General features: G+C 66.4%; 15 protein-coding genes. 4 read left to right on the top strand and 11 right to left on the bottom strand.

Annotated features, from left to right (window positions below):
• Positions 1-25: 25 nt before the first annotated feature.
• Genes ACPTTF_RS20230 through ACPTTF_RS20210 form a run of 5 tightly spaced genes read right to left on the bottom strand, consistent with a single transcriptional unit; the run spans position 26 to position 5363 of the window.
• Positions 26-1564 carry a sugar ABC transporter ATP-binding protein gene (locus tag ACPTTF_RS20230; RefSeq protein ID WP_423367925.1) on the bottom strand — a complete coding sequence of 513 codons (1539 nt, stop codon included), beginning with the start codon at positions 1562-1564 and terminating at the stop codon, positions 26-28.
• A gap of 12 nt (positions 1565-1576) precedes the next feature.
• Positions 1577-2353, bottom strand: coding sequence for an SDR family oxidoreductase (locus ACPTTF_RS20225; RefSeq protein ID WP_423367924.1), 777 nt, complete (start codon positions 2351-2353; stop codon positions 1577-1579).
• A 60-nt stretch (positions 2354-2413) separates the two neighbouring features.
• The gene (locus ACPTTF_RS20220) at positions 2414-3691 is read right to left on the bottom strand and encodes an L-fuconate dehydratase (RefSeq protein ID WP_423367923.1); all 1278 of its coding nucleotides are present in this window, start codon (positions 3689-3691) and stop codon (positions 2414-2416) included.
• A gap of 23 nt (positions 3692-3714) precedes the next feature.
• A complete protein-coding gene (locus ACPTTF_RS20215) occupies positions 3715-4557 on the bottom strand; it encodes an ureidoglycolate lyase (RefSeq protein WP_423367922.1) in 843 nt (280 codons plus the stop codon).
• 41 nt (positions 4558-4598) lie between these two features.
• On the bottom strand, positions 4599-5363 hold the full coding sequence (locus ACPTTF_RS20210; protein ID WP_423367921.1) for an SDR family oxidoreductase: 765 nt from the start codon (positions 5361-5363) through the stop codon (positions 4599-4601).
• Between the two features lie 664 nt (positions 5364-6027).
• Between ACPTTF_RS20210 and ACPTTF_RS20205 the strand changes: the two genes are divergently transcribed.
• From ACPTTF_RS20205 to ACPTTF_RS20190, 4 genes are all read left to right on the top strand, one after another.
• A complete protein-coding gene (locus ACPTTF_RS20205; RefSeq protein WP_043180367.1) occupies positions 6028-6318 on the top strand; it encodes a DUF3331 domain-containing protein in 291 nt (96 codons plus the stop codon).
• 167 nt (positions 6319-6485) lie between these two features.
• Positions 6486-7472, top strand: a complete 987-nt coding sequence (locus ACPTTF_RS20200) for an oxidoreductase (RefSeq protein ID WP_423367920.1) — start codon at positions 6486-6488, stop codon at positions 7470-7472.
• 214 nt (positions 7473-7686) lie between these two features.
• Entirely contained in the window at positions 7687-7986 is a 300-nt protein-coding gene (locus ACPTTF_RS20195) for a DUF4148 domain-containing protein (RefSeq protein ID WP_166961487.1), read from the top strand.
• A 686-nt stretch (positions 7987-8672) separates the two neighbouring features.
• The gene (locus tag ACPTTF_RS20190) at positions 8673-10625 is read left to right on the top strand and encodes an acyltransferase family protein (protein WP_423367919.1); all 1953 of its coding nucleotides are present in this window, start codon (positions 8673-8675) and stop codon (positions 10623-10625) included.
• 59 nt (positions 10626-10684) lie between these two features.
• On the opposite strand, the gene ACPTTF_RS20185 is transcribed toward ACPTTF_RS20190, so the two are convergent.
• The 6 genes from ACPTTF_RS20185 to ACPTTF_RS20160 form a co-directional block, all read right to left on the bottom strand.
• A complete protein-coding gene (locus ACPTTF_RS20185; protein WP_423367918.1) occupies positions 10685-11866 on the bottom strand; it encodes a TauD/TfdA family dioxygenase in 1182 nt (393 codons plus the stop codon).
• 22 nt (positions 11867-11888) lie between these two features.
• Positions 11889-12845, bottom strand: coding sequence for an alpha/beta hydrolase (locus ACPTTF_RS20180; RefSeq protein WP_423367917.1), 957 nt, complete (start codon positions 12843-12845; stop codon positions 11889-11891).
• Between the two features lie 34 nt (positions 12846-12879).
• The gene (locus ACPTTF_RS20175) at positions 12880-13368 is read right to left on the bottom strand and encodes a thioesterase family protein (protein WP_423367916.1); all 489 of its coding nucleotides are present in this window, start codon (positions 13366-13368) and stop codon (positions 12880-12882) included.
• Between the two features lie 13 nt (positions 13369-13381).
• Positions 13382-14347, bottom strand: a complete 966-nt coding sequence (locus tag ACPTTF_RS20170; protein ID WP_423367915.1) for an L-carnitine dehydrogenase — start codon at positions 14345-14347, stop codon at positions 13382-13384.
• An 88-nt stretch (positions 14348-14435) separates the two neighbouring features.
• The gene (locus tag ACPTTF_RS20165) at positions 14436-15365 is read right to left on the bottom strand and encodes a 3-keto-5-aminohexanoate cleavage protein (RefSeq protein WP_059525285.1); all 930 of its coding nucleotides are present in this window, start codon (positions 15363-15365) and stop codon (positions 14436-14438) included.
• 79 nt (positions 15366-15444) lie between these two features.
• Positions 15445-16398 carry a choline ABC transporter substrate-binding protein gene (locus tag ACPTTF_RS20160; protein WP_423367914.1) on the bottom strand — a complete coding sequence of 318 codons (954 nt, stop codon included), beginning with the start codon at positions 16396-16398 and terminating at the stop codon, positions 15445-15447.
• Positions 16399-16609: the final 211 nt, after the last annotated feature.

The following is a 16609-nucleotide window of genomic DNA, read 5'->3' as shown; positions in this document are numbered from 1 at the left end:
TCGGATCAGCGTCTGTATCGGGAAATCAGGACAACACGGTCGACTCGCGCTGCGTCGCGAGCTGCATGATCTTTTCCTGCGTGGCGTCGGCCGCGCGCAATTCGCCGGTGACGCGCCCTTCGCACATCACGAGAATCCGGTGGCTCATGCGCAGCACTTCGGGCAGTTCCGACGAGATCATCACGATCGCCTTGCCGTCGGCCGCGAGCGCATCGAGCAGCTTGTAGATCTCGCTTTTCGCGCCGACGTCGATGCCGCGCGTCGGCTCGTCGAAGAACAGGATGTCGCAGTCGCGCAGCAACCACTTCGCGATCACGATCTTCTGCTGGTTGCCGCCCGACAAGAGGCGCGCCGGCTGCGCAACCGACGGCGTGCGGATCGCGAGCTGCCGCACGTAGCCCTGCGCGGTGTCGCGCATCGCGCGCGCATCGAGGAACACGCCGCGCCGAATGAAGCGGCGCATGCTCGACAGTGCGATGTTGTTCTGCACATCCATCCCGACCGCGAGCCCGAAGTGCTTGCGATCCTCGGACAGGTAGCCGATGCCGTGCTTCACCGCGTCGGCCGGCGTGCGGATCGTCACGGTCCTGCCATGCACGCGGATCTCGCCCGCATCGACCGGGTCCGCGCCGAACACCGCGCGCGCGACCTCGGTGCGTCCCGCGCCCATCAGCCCCGCGAAGCCGAGTATCTCGCCGCGCCGCAGCGTGAAGCCGACATCGCGGATCGCGCGGCCGCGCGACAGCCCGCGCACTTCGAGCGCGACGTCGTTCGCGGACGTATCGGGCGGCGTGCGGGATTCCGTCGCGAGCTGGCGGCCGACCATCATCGAAATGATCGTATCCATCGACGTGCCGGCCATCGGCACGGTCGCGACGTACTTGCCGTCGCGCATCACGGTCACGCGATCGGCGATCTGGCGCAGCTCGTCCATCTTGTGCGAGATGTAGACGATGCCGACGCCATGCTTGCGCAGGTCGCCGATGATGCGGAACAGCTCGGCGATCTCCGCGTTGTTGAGCGCGGCGGTCGGCTCATCCATGATCAGCACGCGCGAGTCGAACGACAGCGCCTTCGCGATCTCGACCATCTGCTGCTTCGCGACCGTGAGCCGGCCGACCGGCGTGCGCGGGTCGAGATCGAGCCGCATCCGCGCGAAGATCGCGGCCGCGTCGCGATTGAGTGTCTCTTCGTCGACGAACACGCCGAAGCGGCCCCGCGGCTCGCGGCCGATGAAGATGTTCTGCGCGACACTCAGGTGGTTCATCAGGTTCAGCTCCTGATGGATGATGCCGATCCCGAGCGCCTGCGCGGCGCGCGGATCGGCGATCTCCACCGCGCGGCCGTCCATCCGGATTTCGCCGTCGTCGCGCGGGTAGACGCCAGCCAGGATCTTCATCAGCGTCGACTTGCCGGCGCCGTTTTCGCCCATCAGCGCATGCACTTCGCCAGCACGCAGGTCGAAACGGCAATCGTCGAGCGCCTGCACGCCCGGAAAGCGCTTGCCGATGCCGGTCATTGCAATCAGCGGCGGCGCGGCATTCAGGTTCGGTTCCGGTTGCATGAATCGCTGCCCTTAGCTGATCGCACGGTCGAGATGCGTATAGCCGCCGTCGACGAACAGCCACTGACCCGTCGTATGCGACGCGCGTGCCGACAGCAGGAAGACGGCCGTGTCGGCAATTTCGTCGGCCGTCGTGAAGCGCTTGCCGAGCGGCACCTTGTCGGCGATCGCGGCGAGCCTCGTAGCGGGATCGTCGAAGCTGTCGAGCCATTTCCGGTAAAGCGGCGTCATGACCTCTGCGGGAATCACCGCATTCACACGCACGCCGTCGTCGCGCAACGCGACGGCCCATTCGCGCGTCAATGCGAGCTGCGCGCCCTTCGATGCGCAATAGCCGCTCGTGTTGCCCTGCCCGGTCACGGCCGTCTTCGACGAGACGTTGACGATCGCGCCGCGCGTCGCCTTCAGGTGCGGCACGCAGTAGTGCGCCATCACGTAGTAGTGGATCAGGTTGCGTTCGAGCGACGCGACGAACGCATCGCGACCGGCATCGAGCCCGATGCTGTCGTTGACGCCCGCGTTGTTGACGAGGCCGTCGAGACGACCGAAGCGCGCGACGGTCTGCGCAACCGCATCGCGGCACTGTGCATCGTCCTGCAACTCGACGGACACGCACGTGGCCTGCGACTGTTTCTGCACGAGTGCGCGCCAGAATGCATCGTCGGGCGCGTGGCGCGCGAACACCACCGGAATCGCGCCTTCTTCGGCCAGCCGCATCGAGATCGCGGCACCGATGCCCGATGCGCCGCCGGTCACGATCACGACCTTGTGTTGCAGATTCAAATCCACTTCGCGTCTCCGTCGTTCATGTTGTCGGCGCGCACGCCGCGCGTCGCGCGCGGCCGTGCTTCAGCCTCGGAACCGGTATTGCTCCAGCGATTCGGGCTTCATCTCGATCGAGAAGCCGGGCGCCGTCGGCGGCATGTACGCCGCGCCGCGCACGACGCACGGTTCGACGAAATGCTCGTGCAGGTGATCGACGTATTCGGTCACGCGCCCTTCCATCGTGCCGGAAATGCAGACGTAATCGATCATCGACAAATGCTGCACGTACTCGCACAACCCGACGCCGCCCGCATGCGGGCATACGGGCAGCCCGTACTTCGCGGCCATCAGCATCACCGCGAGAATCTCGTTCACGCCGCCGAGGCGGCACGCATCGATCTGCACGACGTCGATCGCGCCGCGCGCGATGAACTGCTTGAACAGTACGCGGTTCTGGCACATCTCGCCGGTCGCGACCTGCACGGGCGCGATCGCGTCGCGGATCTTGCGATGCCCTTCGACATCGTCGGGGCTCGTCGGCTCCTCGATGAACCACGGCCGCGCGAACGCCAGCTCGCGCACCCAGTCGATCGCCTCGTCCACTTCCCACACCTGGTTCGCGTCGATCATCAGCTTGCGGTCCGGGCCGATCACTTCGCGCGCGATCGTCACGCGACGGATATCGTCTTCCAGGTTCGCGCCGACTTTCAGCTTCACGTGCTCGAACCCGGCTTCGACGGCCTCGCGGCACAGCCGCCGCAGCTTGTCGTCGCTGTAGCCGAGCCAGCCGGCCGACGTCGTATAGCACGGGTAGCCGTCGCGCTCCAGCGTCGCGATCCGTTCGGCCTTGCCGGGCGCCTGCCGGCGCAGCAGGTCGAGCGCTTCGTCCGGGCTCAGGCAGTCGGTCAGGTAGCGGAAGTCGATCGCGCGCACCAGTTCTTCGGGGCTCAGGTCGGCAACGAGCCGCCATAACGGCTTGCGTTCGGCTTTCGCCCACAGATCCCATACCGCGTTGACGACGGCCCCCGTCGCCAGATGAATCGCCCCCTTGTCGGGGCCGATCCAGCGCAGCTGGCTGTCCGACGTCACGTGCCGCCAGAAGCGGCCCATGTCCGCGCGAATCCAGTCGAGGTCGAGGCCGACGACGAGGTGACGCATCGCGTCGATCGCCGCGCAGCAGATCTCGTTGCCGCGCCCGATGGTGAACGTGAGCCCGTGACCTTCGAGCCCGTCGCGGTCGGTTTCGAGCACGACGTACGCGGCCGAATAATCGGGGTCCGGGTTCATCGCATCGGAGCCGTCGAGCTGGCGTGAGGTCGGGAAGCGCACGTCGAGGACGCGCATCGATCGAATGATAGGCATGACGAATCGTCCGCGAAAGGAAATCAGGCCTGCACGGTGCGCTGGCGTTGCTCGCCGAGTCCGTCGATGCCGAGCGTGATCACCTGCCCGGCGCGCAGATAGACAGGCGGCTTCTGCCCGAGGCCGACACCCGGCGGCGTGCCGGTCGAGATCACGTCGCCCGGCTGCAGGCTCATGAAACGGCTCAGGTAGCTGATCAGGTGCGGCACACGGAACACCATCGTCGCGGTCGTGCCGTTCTGGTAGCGATGGCCGTCGACGTCGAGCCACAGCCGCAGCGCATGCGGATCGGGCACTTCATCGGCCGTCACGAGCCACGGGCCGAGCGGCCCGAACGTGTCGTTGCCCTTGCCCTTGTCCCACGTGCCGCCGCGTTCGAGCTGGAATTCCCGCTCCGACACGTCGTTCACGACGCAGTAGCCCGCCACGTGCGACAGCGCATCGGCTTCCGCGATATAACGACCGCCCTGGCCGATCACCACGCCGAGCTCGACCTCCCAGTCGGTCTTCTCCGAGCCGCGCGGAATCTCGACGTCGTCGTTCGGCCCCGAGATCGCGCTCGTCCACTTGCCGAACACGACGGGCTCCTTCGGCACGTCCATCCCCGATTCGGCCGCGTGGTCGGAATAGTTGAGCCCGATGCAGATGAACTTGCCGACGCGGCCGACGCACGCGCCGAGCCGCGGCGAGCCTTCGACCAGCGGCAGCGACGACGGTGGAATGTCGCGCAACCGCGCGAGCGAGGCTGGTGCCAGCACATCGCCGGCGATATCGGCGATCACGCCCGACAGGTCGCGAATGTGGCCCTGCGCATCGAGCAGGCCCGGCTTTTCATGGTGCTTGTCGCCAAATCTCAGCAGTTTCATGTCGTCTTGAACGGAAACGGAAAGTGGAGGGAAAGGCGCGGTCAGTTTGACCAGCCGCCGTCGATGAGGTGGATCGCGCCGGTCGTGAACGACGCTTCGTCGGACGCGAGGTACAGCGCGAGCGCGGCCACTTCGTCCGCGCTGCCGATGCGGCCGATCGGCTGGCGCGCGACGAACGCCTGGCGCACCTCGTCGGTCGACACGTGGCGCATGCGCGCCTGGTCCTCGATCCGCTGCTCCAGCGACGGCGATTCGATCGTGCCCGGGCAGATCGCGTTGCAGCGAATGCCGCGCTCGACGAAATCGGCGGCCACCGCCTTGGTCAGGCCGATCACGGCCGCCTTGGTCGTGCCGTAAACGAAGCGGTTCGGCACGCCCTTCACGCTCGATGCGGCCGACGCCATGTTGATGATCGACGCGCCGCCCGCCTCGAGCATCGCGGGCAGCAGCGCGCGAATCAGCCGGTACATCGACGTGACGTTCAGGTTCAGCGAGAACGCCCATGCTTCATCGTCGCAATCGAGGATCGAACCGTGGTGGACATAACCCGCGCAGTTGAACAGCACGTCGAACGCGCGCCCGTTCGCGGCTAGCGCCGCGACGTCCTGCGCATCGGTGACGTCGAGCCGCCGCGTGGCCAGCCGGCTACCCGCGCGTTCGGCGTCAGCCTCGAGCCGCACGAGCGCGGTTTCGTTGATGTCGGTCGCCAGCACGTCGGCGCCCTCGCTCGCGAACCGCAGCGCGGTCGCGCGGCCGATGCCCTGCCCGGCCGCCGTCACCAGCGCGCGTTTGCCCTGCAATCTCATGAGCACGTCTCCCGAAAAAGCCGGCCACCCGTCGGCCGATTGGCACAAAGGACCAAAGGTCCAACCAATCATAGGAAGTGATTTCTCGTTTGTCACGAAATCGGGATTCAGTATTTACCCGGGCAGGGAAATCGGGCTGGCGGAGAAAATTCCGGTGCTCGATGGGCGCTGGACGCATGCCCGCGGTCCGCGCAAACCCAATACTGGCGGGCCTCCCGGCCGGTTTGGTGCATTCGCCCGACGCGGCTTCCACGCCAAACTGACGAAAAAGTCATGTTCGCGTCAGGGTCTCAACGGGATGGGCGCGCCATCATGGCGTCGCCGGACCGCGCTTTTCAACCATCGCCTCCCCGCCCGCGTTCGATCCCTGCGGGCACCTCCGTCCCCCGGCGATGGGCTCCGTGACTGGGCGAGCAGACACGGCGCGCGGGCCGATTTCCCGCCCCGGACTTCGTGTCCGGGGCGTTTTTGTCTGTGGATTCCAAGAAAGTAAGCATGGATTGTTTCTAAATCGGCAAAAGGTAATTTGAGCCAGACAGGATGTTTTTTCCGGTCACAGACGCTTACATTTAGCGCACCACTCATGGAAACCGCTACGGATTCGCCATCGGGTAGTGACATCCACTGCCACGGCCGAACCGCACGAGCTTTAGGAAACGGCAAAATGAAGGCCTCCAAATCCCTGCCTGCGCTCGATCCCGCCGACGTCCACGTCGAAATCCTCGAACGTTCCGATACGCTGCTCGTCGTCCGCTGGGTCGAACCCGGTCGCTGTCACTACGGTGAGCAGCGCTGGCGCCGCCGCTTCGCGCAACGCACCGGCACCTGCGCGCTGTCGCGCCAGGTCATCCAGCGCGGCGACGAAGTGTTCCGCCCGGCCGAACGCCCCGCGCCCGCGAACGCGGCCGCGATGATCTCCGCCGCCGAAGTGCTCGCGCTGGCCGGCGGCAGGTAAATCCTGCCGGCCACACGTCACGGCACGCGGCGCCACACGCTGCGCCGGCCCTAGAAGCGCCGGTCTAATTCCCCCGCTTGTCTGCCGCGCCCGCGCACACTATCGTTACACCACTCAATGTAATGATTACGTGCCGCGGCCGGTCGGTCGCGCCGATGGAGGCAGACATGCACGCATGGAGCGCGCGCCACGTCCCGGCGCAGGGTGGCAAGGTCGCGGTTGTGACCGGCGCCAACAGCGGGCTCGGCTGGCAGCTCGCGGAAACGCTGGCTGCGAAAGGCGCGACGGTCGTGATGGGCTGCCGCGACGCGGCCCGCGCCGCGCAGGCGGCCGACGCGATTCGCCGGCTCCACCCCGATGCCCGCGTCGAAGTCGACGCGCTCGACCTCGCCGATCTCGCGTCGATCGCACGCTTCGCGGCCGATGTGGCCGAACGCCATGGCCGCGTCGACATCCTCTGCAACAACGCCGGCGTGATGTTCCTGCCGCTGCGCCATACGCACGACGGCTTCGAGATGCAGTTCGGCACCAACCACCTCGGCCATTTCGCGCTGACCGGCCAACTGCTGCCCGCGCTGCGCGCCGCGCGGCGTGCGCGGGTCGTGACGATGTCGAGCGGCTTCAACCGCGGCGGCCGGATCCGCGTCGACGACCTGCGCGCCGAGCACCGCTACAACCGTTATCTCGCCTATTGCGACAGCAAGCTCGCGAACCTCGTGTTCGCGATCGAACTGCAGCGCCGTTTCGAGCGCGCGGCGTTCGCCGGGATCAGCGTGGCCGCGCACCCGGGCTACGCGGCGACCAACCTGCAGTTCGCCGGCCCGGCGATGGACAGCTCGCCCGCCCGTGCCGCGCTGATGCGCGCCGCGAACCGTTATCTCGCGCAGCCGGCCGATCAGGGGGCGCTGCCCGCGATTCATGCGGCGACCGCGCCGGATCTCGCAGGCGGCGCGTATATCGGGCCGTCAGGCTGGTTCGAATCGCGCGGGCTGCCGGCGCCCGCGAGCGTGCCACGGGCGGCCCGCGACGTGGCATCGGCAGCGTTGCTGTGGGAGGCATCGGAAGCCGCGACGGGCGTGCGCTTCCTCAGCTCGGGCGCGCCGGCCGGACGCACGCCGGGCCGGCCGTTCGACACGGCGGCCGAGGTGCGCTGAAACGCGTGTCGCCCTCCGCAATATTCTTCATGCTTGTTGCATTAACCGACAAGAAAGCCGGTTGAAAGCCAAAGTCGACGCGCTACTGTTACCGCCCAGGAAACAATCTATCGTCAAAATCAGCGTTTACCCTGAACCTTCCGATGACTAAGATTTGATCAATCGCTTAAGACATGGTGTCGAGAGCGAACTCAATAAAACACCGGAGGTCATCATGAAATCGCTTATTTCCGCAGTCGTTGCCGCTGCCGCCCTGTCCGCTTCGTTTGGCGCATTCGCCCAAAGCACCGTGACCCGCGCACAAGTGAAGAACGAACTGGTTCAGCTCGAAAAGGCCGGCTACAAGCCGGGCCTGTCGAGCCCGTACTACCCGAACGACATCCAGAGCGCCGAAGCGCGTGTTCATGGTGCCGACACCAGCGGCTACGGCGCGCAACCGGCTCCGCTCGTCCACTCGGGCGCCCCGGCTGCAGCGTCGTCGAACGCTCGCGACTCGATCTTCTTCGGCCAATAAGCCGATGCGCCCTCGGCGGGCGCCGCGCGTCGCGCGATGAAGAAACATCAGGACGAGCCCCTTTGCGGGCTCGTCCTTTTTTATGAAACCCATACCTCCGCCGCCCGGCAGCGGGTGGCTTCGCCCGGGCGCTGTGCGTCCGGGCGCTTTTTCGTCCACGTGACCGAGCGGTGCGCACGAAGGCGGCAACAACGCCGAAGCGAATCCAGGTCACCCTGCCCCCGGCCGCAACCGAAGACTGTCCAACGACGTACCCCGCGTCTGTATTGCCCCCGTCTCGTCAACCACGGATGTCGCTTCGTCGGGAGACAGGTCGGCTCGCACGGCACCTGACAGCAATCAAATCGACGTGTTGAGTTTCGCCTGCGCTCCCGGATCGCCCGGGGACAAGCAGTTGGAACCGATAAAAAAACAAGCGCTGCTGCCCGCCGAGCCCTCTCGCCAGCCAACACACAACGTACGGCAATTTTCCGCTCAAGTTTTCGGCGCTGCTGCCGATAGGTAGTGAGTCATTTCTGCGGCTTATGTCGACTGGGAGATCGCGTTCAATCAAGTGATCGTCGACTTCGCGGGGTGAAACCGCAGGATTTGGATACGACGGGGTGCATCGCCGAAGAGCGAGCGAATTTCGACAAGTCCGACTTTCCCGTGCCAGGGCAGATCGGATCAAAACAACAACGACCAATATGGATTTGTTACGGGGTGGCGTCGGCAGCGAACCGACGCCAGAGACGCATTACGCGTCCAAAAGCAATTCGCTTGCGCGGAACGGAGGGGCCGGCTATCGCCCCGACATCGACGGGCTTCGCGCGGTTTCCGTTCTCGCCGTTCTCCTGTTCCACGCATTTCCCGCGCTGTTACCTGGCGGATTCGTCGGCGTCGACGTGTTCTTCGTCATATCGGGCTACGTCATCACGAAACACGCGTTGCGCGAGATCGATGCCGGCACATTCCGTTTTTCCGGGTTCTACGCGCGAAGGATTCGGCGCATCTTCCCCGCACTGCTGCTCGTTCTCGTTGGGCTGTACGCATTCGGCTGGCAGACAATGCTGCCGGAAGAGTTCGCGCAACTCGGCAAGCACATCGCCGGCGGAGCCACTTCCGTCGCGAATTTGGTCCTTTGGCGCGAGGCCGGTTATTTCGACGTGTCCGCCGAGCAGAAACCGCTCCTTCATCTGTGGTCGCTCGGTGTCGAGGAGCAGTTCTATCTCGTATGGCCGATTCTGCTGGTCGCAGCGTGGCGCCTGAGATCGTCACCCTTCTGGCCGATTGCGATCGTTGGCCTCGGCTCGTTCCTGATGAGCGTGCTCACGCTGCCGCACGATCCGGTCGGCGCATTCTATTCGCCGCTGACGCGTGCGTGGGAGCCCATGCTCGGGGCATTCCTCGCCGTCAGGCACCACGTTGCCGGCGAACGGATGCCGTCGGCCGGCTCGGCCAACGCGAAAGCCGGCGTCGGCATCGCCTTGCTCGCCGCGTCCTTCGTCTTCGTCGATCAATCCCTGCCATTTCCAGGCTGGCTGGCGCTGGGCCCGACCGTTGCAGCGTACCTGTTGATCGATGCCGGTTCCGGCGCGCCGTTCGCGCAGAGGACACTCGGCAGCCGGCCGCTGGTGATGATCGGCCTCATCAGCTATCCGCTCTACTTGTTTCACTGGCCATTACTGTCGGCGCTCCGGATCTCAAGCAGCGGCACCGCGCCTGCGTCGTGGCGTGCATTGGCGTTGCTGGCCTGCTTCCCGCTGGCGTTTCTGACGTATCGGTACATCGAGACACCGATCAGAACATCGCGCCGCCCGAGCGTGATTGTCGCGACGCTGATCGTCCTGATGGCGGGATGCGCGTTTGCGGGCTACAACGACTATTCGCGAGGCGGACTGGAGTTCCGCATGTCGCGGATGGTCGGCGCCTTTGCCGATGGCGTCGATTTTGACCGAGATCGGATCTGGCGTCGCGGCCAATGCTATCTCGAGGGTGACGATCGAGGATTCAGCCCGACTTGCGTGGATGGCGGATCAGGGCCGGTCGTCATGCTTTGGGGCGACTCGCGTGCTGCGGCGCTGTCTCCGGGGCTCCGCAGCGCGAGCGCCGAGCGGGGCATTCGATTTGCGCAATTGAGTACGTCGGGCTGTCCGCCGCTGGTCGGGCGCGGCGATCGGCGATGCGTGGAATCGAACGCCCGCGCGCTGGAGCTTGTGCATACGGTAAAGCCGGCGACCGTTCTGCTGACGGCGAACTGGAGTACCGACCGGCTGCAGGCACTTCCCGCTACGATCAACGCCTTGCGGGCCGCCGGCATCAAGCGGATCGTGCTGATCGGCCAGGTCGCCACGTGGCAAAGCTCGCTGCCCAAGTTGTACTGGCTTTACTGGCGGGAGCATCACGAGACGCTGCCGTCGCGAACGAGCTTCGGGCTCGATCCGGCGTCGCAACGCTACGATCGAGAAGGCGCGGCAGTCGCGAAGCAACTCGGAATCGAGTATGTCTCGGCTTTCGATGCGATGTGTGATGCACGCGGATGCATCACGCGAAGCGGCAGCGGCCGAGGCAGCATCGTCACGTTCGACGACTCGCACCTGACACCGGCGGGTGCCGTTGCAGTGTCCGGCCGCATCGCGCCGGACGTGTTCGGGAAATAGGTATCGTCACGCAGTTTACCGATACCTGTCGGGAGCCGCGTGCCGGCGGAACATGACGGCTACCTCACCGAGCGCGACAACACCCGCCACCGCGACAGCAATTCGTCGCGATCGACGTAGCAGCCCTGCAGGTGCCGGCGGCCGGTAGACGGATCGAATTCGGTGCGTGCATGCAGCACGCGCCGGTTGTCGAACGCCCACATGTCGCCCGCCCGCAGCCGGCGCTGCACACGAAGGCGCGGCTCGCGCGCAAGCGTGAGGAACCGCCGGTACGCACGATAGACGGCCGCGACCGAGCCGGCCGGTGCATCGAGCGGCCCGCGCAGAAAGTTCGCGACACGCACCTCGGTAACATTGCCGCGCGCATCGAGCCCGATCACCGGCGCCGAGCAGCGGTAGTCGCTGTTCGCACTCTTGTTCCAGAACTCGAACGGCGTCGACGCGAGTTGTTCAAAATCGGCCGGGTGCTCGCGCCGCAGCGCATCCGCCAGCGCGAAGCCGTCGAGGAATACGCTGTCGCCGCCGGTCGCGTCGTTCGCGAGGCAGTGCAGGAACTGCACGCCCGGCTGCAACTCGCGGGTCGGAAGATCGGTATGCGGCGGCAGGTTCAGCGACGTATACGCATTACTGTCCGGGCGCGGCTTCGATTCGACGTCGAACAGCACGCCGAAATTGCTCTCGCGGATCAGGCCGATGCGCCGCGCGATCTCGTCGACGCTGCCGCGCTCGGTCGGTACGCCTTCGACGAGCGTCAGCCCCGTGCGCTGCAACGCAGCGAGCCACGCGAACAATGCGCCGTCGTCCTCCATCACGTCGCGCCACGCGAATACGCCGATCGCCGTTGCATCGTCGCCGGCCCATACGTGCCGCCCGTGCGCGGCCAGACGCTCAGCGCGCGACGCGTCGTCGTATGCATGCGCGCGCAACCAGCCCGGCGACCACGCGCTGCGATGTCCGTCGTTCCACTCGACATGCAGCGCGCCGTCGGCGTCGACGTGCGCCGTGCGCGCGGCGAGATCCTCGCGCGCATCGGCGATCTCGAACACCTGTTCACGCGTGACGGCATGCACGCATGCGGAGCACGCGCAGTTGTCGCGCAGCCAGTCGAAATGAAACGGCGATCGTCGCGTGTCGCTCCACTCGACGTCCACCGCTCCATTGCCGATCGTCGCCGCCGCGATGGCCACGTCGGCCGAAAACGTCCGCCAGTCCTCGATACGGTGTTGCACTGCTGCCTGCATCGTTGCCTCCCGGAAACGCCCGCTACGCGTGTGGTGCGAGCAGAAACCCGCCGACCGTCCGGTGCATCCGCGCCGCCTGCGGGCTCGTTCCGAGCGCGCGCCAGCAGCCGTGCACCAGCCCCTCTCCCATCCAGTAGTGCGCGGCTCCGCCGGCCGCGCGAATCCGTTCGACGTACACGCGCGCATCGTCGCGCAGCGGATCGTGTTCCGCGCCGATCGCGAGGACGGGCGGCAGGCCGTCGAAACGCGCAGCCGCAAGCGGCACCGACGCACGCAACAGCGGATTGCCGTCTCCCAGCGCTTCGGACAAGCCACCGTCCCAGTACAGTGCGCGATAGCGATGGACGTCGTCGAGCGTCAGCATCGGCGCGTGCGCTTCCGTTTCGCGCGCGGGCGATTGCGGTTCGAACCCGAGCATCGGATAGACAAGCGCGATGCCGTCGACACCGCCTTCGCCCGCATCGCGCAACGCGGTGGCCACGGCCGCCGCGAGCATGCCGCCCGCGCTGTCGCCCGCGAGCGTCAGCGGATGCACGCACGGCCCGAACGGCCAGCGCGCATCGCGCGCGGCGCGCGTGACGGCCAGGCAATCTTCAAGCGCGGCCGGCGCACGATGCTCGGGCGCCAGCCGGTAGTCCGCCGCGATCACGTCGAGCCCCGTATCGGCCGCCAGTTGCGCGGTGATCAGCGCATGACTGTCGAGCGAGCCGACGACGAAGCCGCCGCCATGAAAGAACAGCACCGTGCCGCGCGGCGTACCCTGCGCGGACGTGTAGCGCCGCAGCGCGATCGCGCGGCCGTCGGGCGCATGCCAGACGGCGTCCTGCCGCACGATGCCGGGCGGCAGCGTGGCCGGCGTCCACTCGGCCGCGAAGCGGTCGTAGAGGCGGCGTTGCTCGGCGGGCGAGCGTGCAGCCGCGTCGGCCGGATACCACGCGTCGACGGCTGCGACGAATGCCACGATTTCCGGTTCGAGCATCGTGTGCGCTCCGTGGTTTGAAGGTTCGCGCCTGCTAGCGACGCGGCGGCAGGCCGATCACGCGGCCCGCATACGCAGGCGCCGCACAATCGCGCTGCAATGCATGCAACCCGGCCACGCGTGCGGCGACGTCATCGTCGAACGGCGCCGATTTCGCGCCGTCGCGCGTATCGACGTGCAGCAGCATCTGCTCGCTCGCCGATACCGCATCGTCATGCCCGTCGGCGAACAGCTCGAGATACAGGTGCAGCCGCTTCGCGTCATGCGCCAGCACGCGCGCGTCGACACGCACCTGCGTGCCTTCCTTGATCTCGTGCAGATAGTTCACATGCGCTTCGAGCGTGTAGACCGAGCGGCCCCGCTCGCGACGCGCGGCGTCGTCGAGGCCGATGCGATCCAGCAGCGCATCGGTCGCGAAGCTGAAGATCAGCAGGTAGAACGCATCGCGCAAGTGGCCGTTGTAGTCGACCCATTCGGGCCGCACCACGTCGCGGTATATCGTCAGCGGGGTATCGCCGGTCATCGCCTTCAGTCCTTTAGTCCTCGAATCGCATCCCGTGCCGCGCCTTCACCGCGGCGATCGACTTCAGCACCTCGGTGATGCACTCGTCGCGATAGCGCTCGAGTTCCTTGATGCTGCGCGTGCCCTGCTGTTCGGTCGTGCCTTCGACGACGCTGTCGATCAATGCATCGGTCAACGTGGGCGCGACCAGCTTCGTCCACGGCAGTTCGAGTGCAGGGCCGAACTGCTGCATGAAGTGTCGCATGCCCGCGTCGCCACCGGCCAGCGTGTAGGTCAGGAACGTGCCCATGAACGACCAGCGGATGCCCGCGCCGAAGCGGATCGCATCGTCGATCTCACCGGTCGTCGCGACGCCTTCGTTGACGAGGTGCAGCGCCTCGCGCCACAACGCTTCGAGCAGGCGATCGGCGATGAAGCCCGGCACCTCCTTTCGCACGTGCAGCGGCCGCATGCCGAGCTTGCGATAGATCTCCATCGCGCCTTCGACCGCTTCCGGCGACGTGCGCGCGCCGCCGAGCACCTCGACGAGCGGCAGCAGGTAGACGGGATTGAACGGATGACCGACCACGCAGCGCTCCGGATGCGTCGCGCGTGCATAGAAGTCGGTCGGCAGCAGCCCGGAAGTCGACGACGCGATGATCGCGTCGGGTTTCGCCGCGCGGCTGATCTGCTCGTGCAGTTCGAGCTTCAGCGCCTCGCGCTCGGGCGCGCTTTCCTGGATGAAATCGGCATCGGCGACGCACGCTTCGATCGTCGCCACGAATCGCAGCCGCGCGGGATCGGCGCCCGGCGCGAGGCCGACGCGTTCGAGCGCGGGCCACGCGTTCGCGACGTTCGCGCGCAGTCGCACTTCCGCGCCCGGCGCGGGGTCCCATACGACCACGTCGAGACCGTGCGCGAGCGCGCGGGAAATCCATCCGCTGCCGATCACGCCGGTGCCGATGGCGGCGAACGTCTTGATGTCGGTCTTCACAGCCATGTCAACGCATCCTTCAATTCAGGGGAAATCGATGGGCGGCGACGCCTGTGCGTGCCGCCCCGTCATATCGGTCGGTCAGTGCAACCGCTCACGCGAACTCGGCAACCGCACGGCGTTCGAGCGGACGCTCGCCACGTGCGGGCAAGCCGAGCTTGCGTCGGCCTTCGGCCGGCGTCAGCACGCGGCCGCCGAGCCGTTCGACGATCTCTCTCGCGCGCTCGACGAGCGTGCCGTTGGTCGCGTGCACGCCGCGATCGAGCCAGATGTTGTCTTCGAGGCCGACGCGCACGTGGCCGCCGAGCAGCATCGCCTGCGCGACCATCGGCATCTGCATGCGGCCGATCCCGAAGCCGGCCCAGTGCGCACCCGGCGGCAGGTTGTCGACCATCGCCTTCATCGTGCCCGTATCGGCCGGTGCGCCCCACGGAATGCCGAGGCACAGCTGGAACAGCGGCGGATCGTCGAGCAACCCTTCCTTCAGCAGCTGCTTCGCGAACCACAGATGGCCCGTGTCGAAGATTTCCAGCTCCGGCTTCACGCCGAGTTCCTGGATACGCTTCGCGCCGGCACGCAACTGCGCGGGCGTCGACACGTAGATGTAGTCGCCGTCGCCGAAATTCAGCGTGCCGCAGTCGAGCGTACAGATTTCAGGCAGCAGTTCCTCGACGTGCGCGAGGCGCGTGAGGCCGCCGACCAGGTCGGTGCCTTTGCCGAAACGCATCGGGTCCTCGCCCGGGCCGATCTCGAGATCGCCGCCCATGCCGGCCGTCAGGTTGATGATCACGTCGACGTCGGCCGAGCGGATGCGGTCGACCACTTCGCGGTACAGGTTCGGGTCGCGGCTGCCGCGCCCCGTCTGCGGATCGCGCACGTGGCAGTGTGCAACCGTCGCGCCGGCCTTCGCGGCCTCGATCGCGGCGGCCGCGATCTCCTTCGGCGTGACCGGAATCGCCGGATGCTTGCCGACCGTATCGCCCGCGCCGGTGACGGCGCAGGTGATGATGACTTCATGGTTCATGCTGGTTGCCTCGCTTGAATCAGGTTGTGTCGCAATGCGGATGTTTCGTCGGGGCGCGCCGCGTGTGGCGCGCAAGCCGTCACAGGCCGAGATACGCCTTCACGGCCGGCAGCCCGTCCTTGCCGTCGAACGTCTTGACGCCCGCGAGCCACGGATCGAGCACTTGCGGGTTCTTCTTCAGGTACGCCTTCGCGGCGTCGGCCGGCTTCGTCTTGTTCATCACCGACTGCATCAGCTGGTTCTCGAGCTGGGTCGAGAAGCGCAGGTTCGTGACGAGCTTGCCCGCGTTCGGGCAGCGCACGATGAAGTCGGGCGCGGTCAGCGTGTAGACGCGCGCTTCGCCGTAATTCGGCCCGAACGACGCGTCGCCGCCGGACAGGTAGTTCATGCTCAGCTGGATGTTCATCGGATGCGGTTCCCAGCCGAGGAACACGACCCACTTCTTCTCGCGGACCGCGCGCTCGACCGTCACCAGCATCCCGGCCTCGCTCGATTCGACGAGCTTGAAGCCGCCGAGCCCGTACTGGTTCGTGTCGATCATCTTCTGGATCGTCGCGTTCGCGCTGCTGCCCGGCTCGATCCCGTAGATCTTGCCGTCGAGTTCCGCGCGGTGCTTCGCGATGTCCTCGAAGGTCTTCAGGCCGGCCTGGTATTCGTAGCTCGGCACCGCGAGCGTCGCCTTCGCGCCCGACAGGTTCGGCGTTTCGACGACGTTGATCGACTTGCTGTCGAGGAACGGCTGGAGCTGCTTTTGCTGCACGGGCCACCAGTAGCCGAGCGACACGTCGAGCTGCTTGCTCTTCAGGCCGGCGAACGAGATCGGCACCGACGCGATCGTCGTGGTCGGCTTGTAGCCGAGCGCCTCGAACACGGTCGACGCGAGCGCCGTGGTCGACGTGATGTCGGTCCAGCCGATATCCGCGAAACGCACGGTGCGGCAGGTCGCGGCATCCGTTTCGGCCAATGCCGCATGCGTGAACGCGCCGGTCGCCAGCACGGCCGCGGCAAGCGCGGCGATCTTCGTCGACTTCATGGTTCGGTTCCTCCCGGGGGGACTCGCGGCAGCCGGTGCGCGGGGTGTGCCCGGCCTGCATCGTGGGAGTAAAAGTAACGAGCCATATTGGCCGCGAGAAGACCGGCGGCGACCTGTTCTTGACTATTTGCGACTATGAGTGGAAACCACTAGGTTTCTTGAGAGGCTTGTTGGGCGGGGTTCTTGCGCGTATTCCGGGCGAATTCGGCTT

Origin of the sequence: Burkholderia crassaminum (assembly GCF_964265005.1) — a bacterium.
Taxonomy (GTDB): Bacteria; Pseudomonadota; Gammaproteobacteria; order Burkholderiales; family Burkholderiaceae; genus Burkholderia.
The sequence above is the reverse complement of the archived record's forward strand: the minus strand, read 5'-3'. Positions and strand labels throughout refer to the sequence as shown.

What these genes read in the sequence shown, in the direction of transcription:
- ACPTTF_RS20230 (WP_423367925.1), bottom strand. Translation starts at nt 1,564, where the DNA reads ATGCAACCGGAACCGAACCTGAATGCCGCGCCGCCGCTGATTGCAATG.
- ACPTTF_RS20220 (WP_423367923.1), bottom strand. Translation starts at nt 3,691, where the DNA reads ATGCCTATCATTCGATCGATGCGCGTCCTCGACGTGCGCTTCCCGACC.
- ACPTTF_RS20215 (WP_423367922.1), bottom strand. Translation starts at nt 4,557, where the DNA reads ATGAAACTGCTGAGATTTGGCGACAAGCACCATGAAAAGCCGGGCCTG.
- ACPTTF_RS20210 (WP_423367921.1), bottom strand. Translation starts at nt 5,363, where the DNA reads ATGAGATTGCAGGGCAAACGCGCGCTGGTGACGGCGGCCGGGCAGGGC.
- ACPTTF_RS20205 (WP_043180367.1), top strand. Translation starts at nt 6,028, where the DNA reads ATGAAGGCCTCCAAATCCCTGCCTGCGCTCGATCCCGCCGACGTCCAC.
- ACPTTF_RS20200 (WP_423367920.1), top strand. Translation starts at nt 6,486, where the DNA reads ATGCACGCATGGAGCGCGCGCCACGTCCCGGCGCAGGGTGGCAAGGTC.
- ACPTTF_RS20195 (WP_166961487.1), top strand. Translation starts at nt 7,687, where the DNA reads ATGAAATCGCTTATTTCCGCAGTCGTTGCCGCTGCCGCCCTGTCCGCT.
- ACPTTF_RS20190 (WP_423367919.1), top strand. Translation starts at nt 8,673, where the DNA reads ATGGATTTGTTACGGGGTGGCGTCGGCAGCGAACCGACGCCAGAGACG.
- ACPTTF_RS20185 (WP_423367918.1), bottom strand. Translation starts at nt 11,866, where the DNA reads ATGCAGGCAGCAGTGCAACACCGTATCGAGGACTGGCGGACGTTTTCG.
- ACPTTF_RS20180 (WP_423367917.1), bottom strand. Translation starts at nt 12,845, where the DNA reads ATGCTCGAACCGGAAATCGTGGCATTCGTCGCAGCCGTCGACGCGTGG.
- ACPTTF_RS20175 (WP_423367916.1), bottom strand. Translation starts at nt 13,368, where the DNA reads ATGACCGGCGATACCCCGCTGACGATATACCGCGACGTGGTGCGGCCC.
- ACPTTF_RS20170 (WP_423367915.1), bottom strand. Translation starts at nt 14,347, where the DNA reads ATGGCTGTGAAGACCGACATCAAGACGTTCGCCGCCATCGGCACCGGC.
- ACPTTF_RS20165 (WP_059525285.1), bottom strand. Translation starts at nt 15,365, where the DNA reads ATGAACCATGAAGTCATCATCACCTGCGCCGTCACCGGCGCGGGCGAT.
- ACPTTF_RS20160 (WP_423367914.1), bottom strand. Translation starts at nt 16,398, where the DNA reads ATGAAGTCGACGAAGATCGCCGCGCTTGCCGCGGCCGTGCTGGCGACC.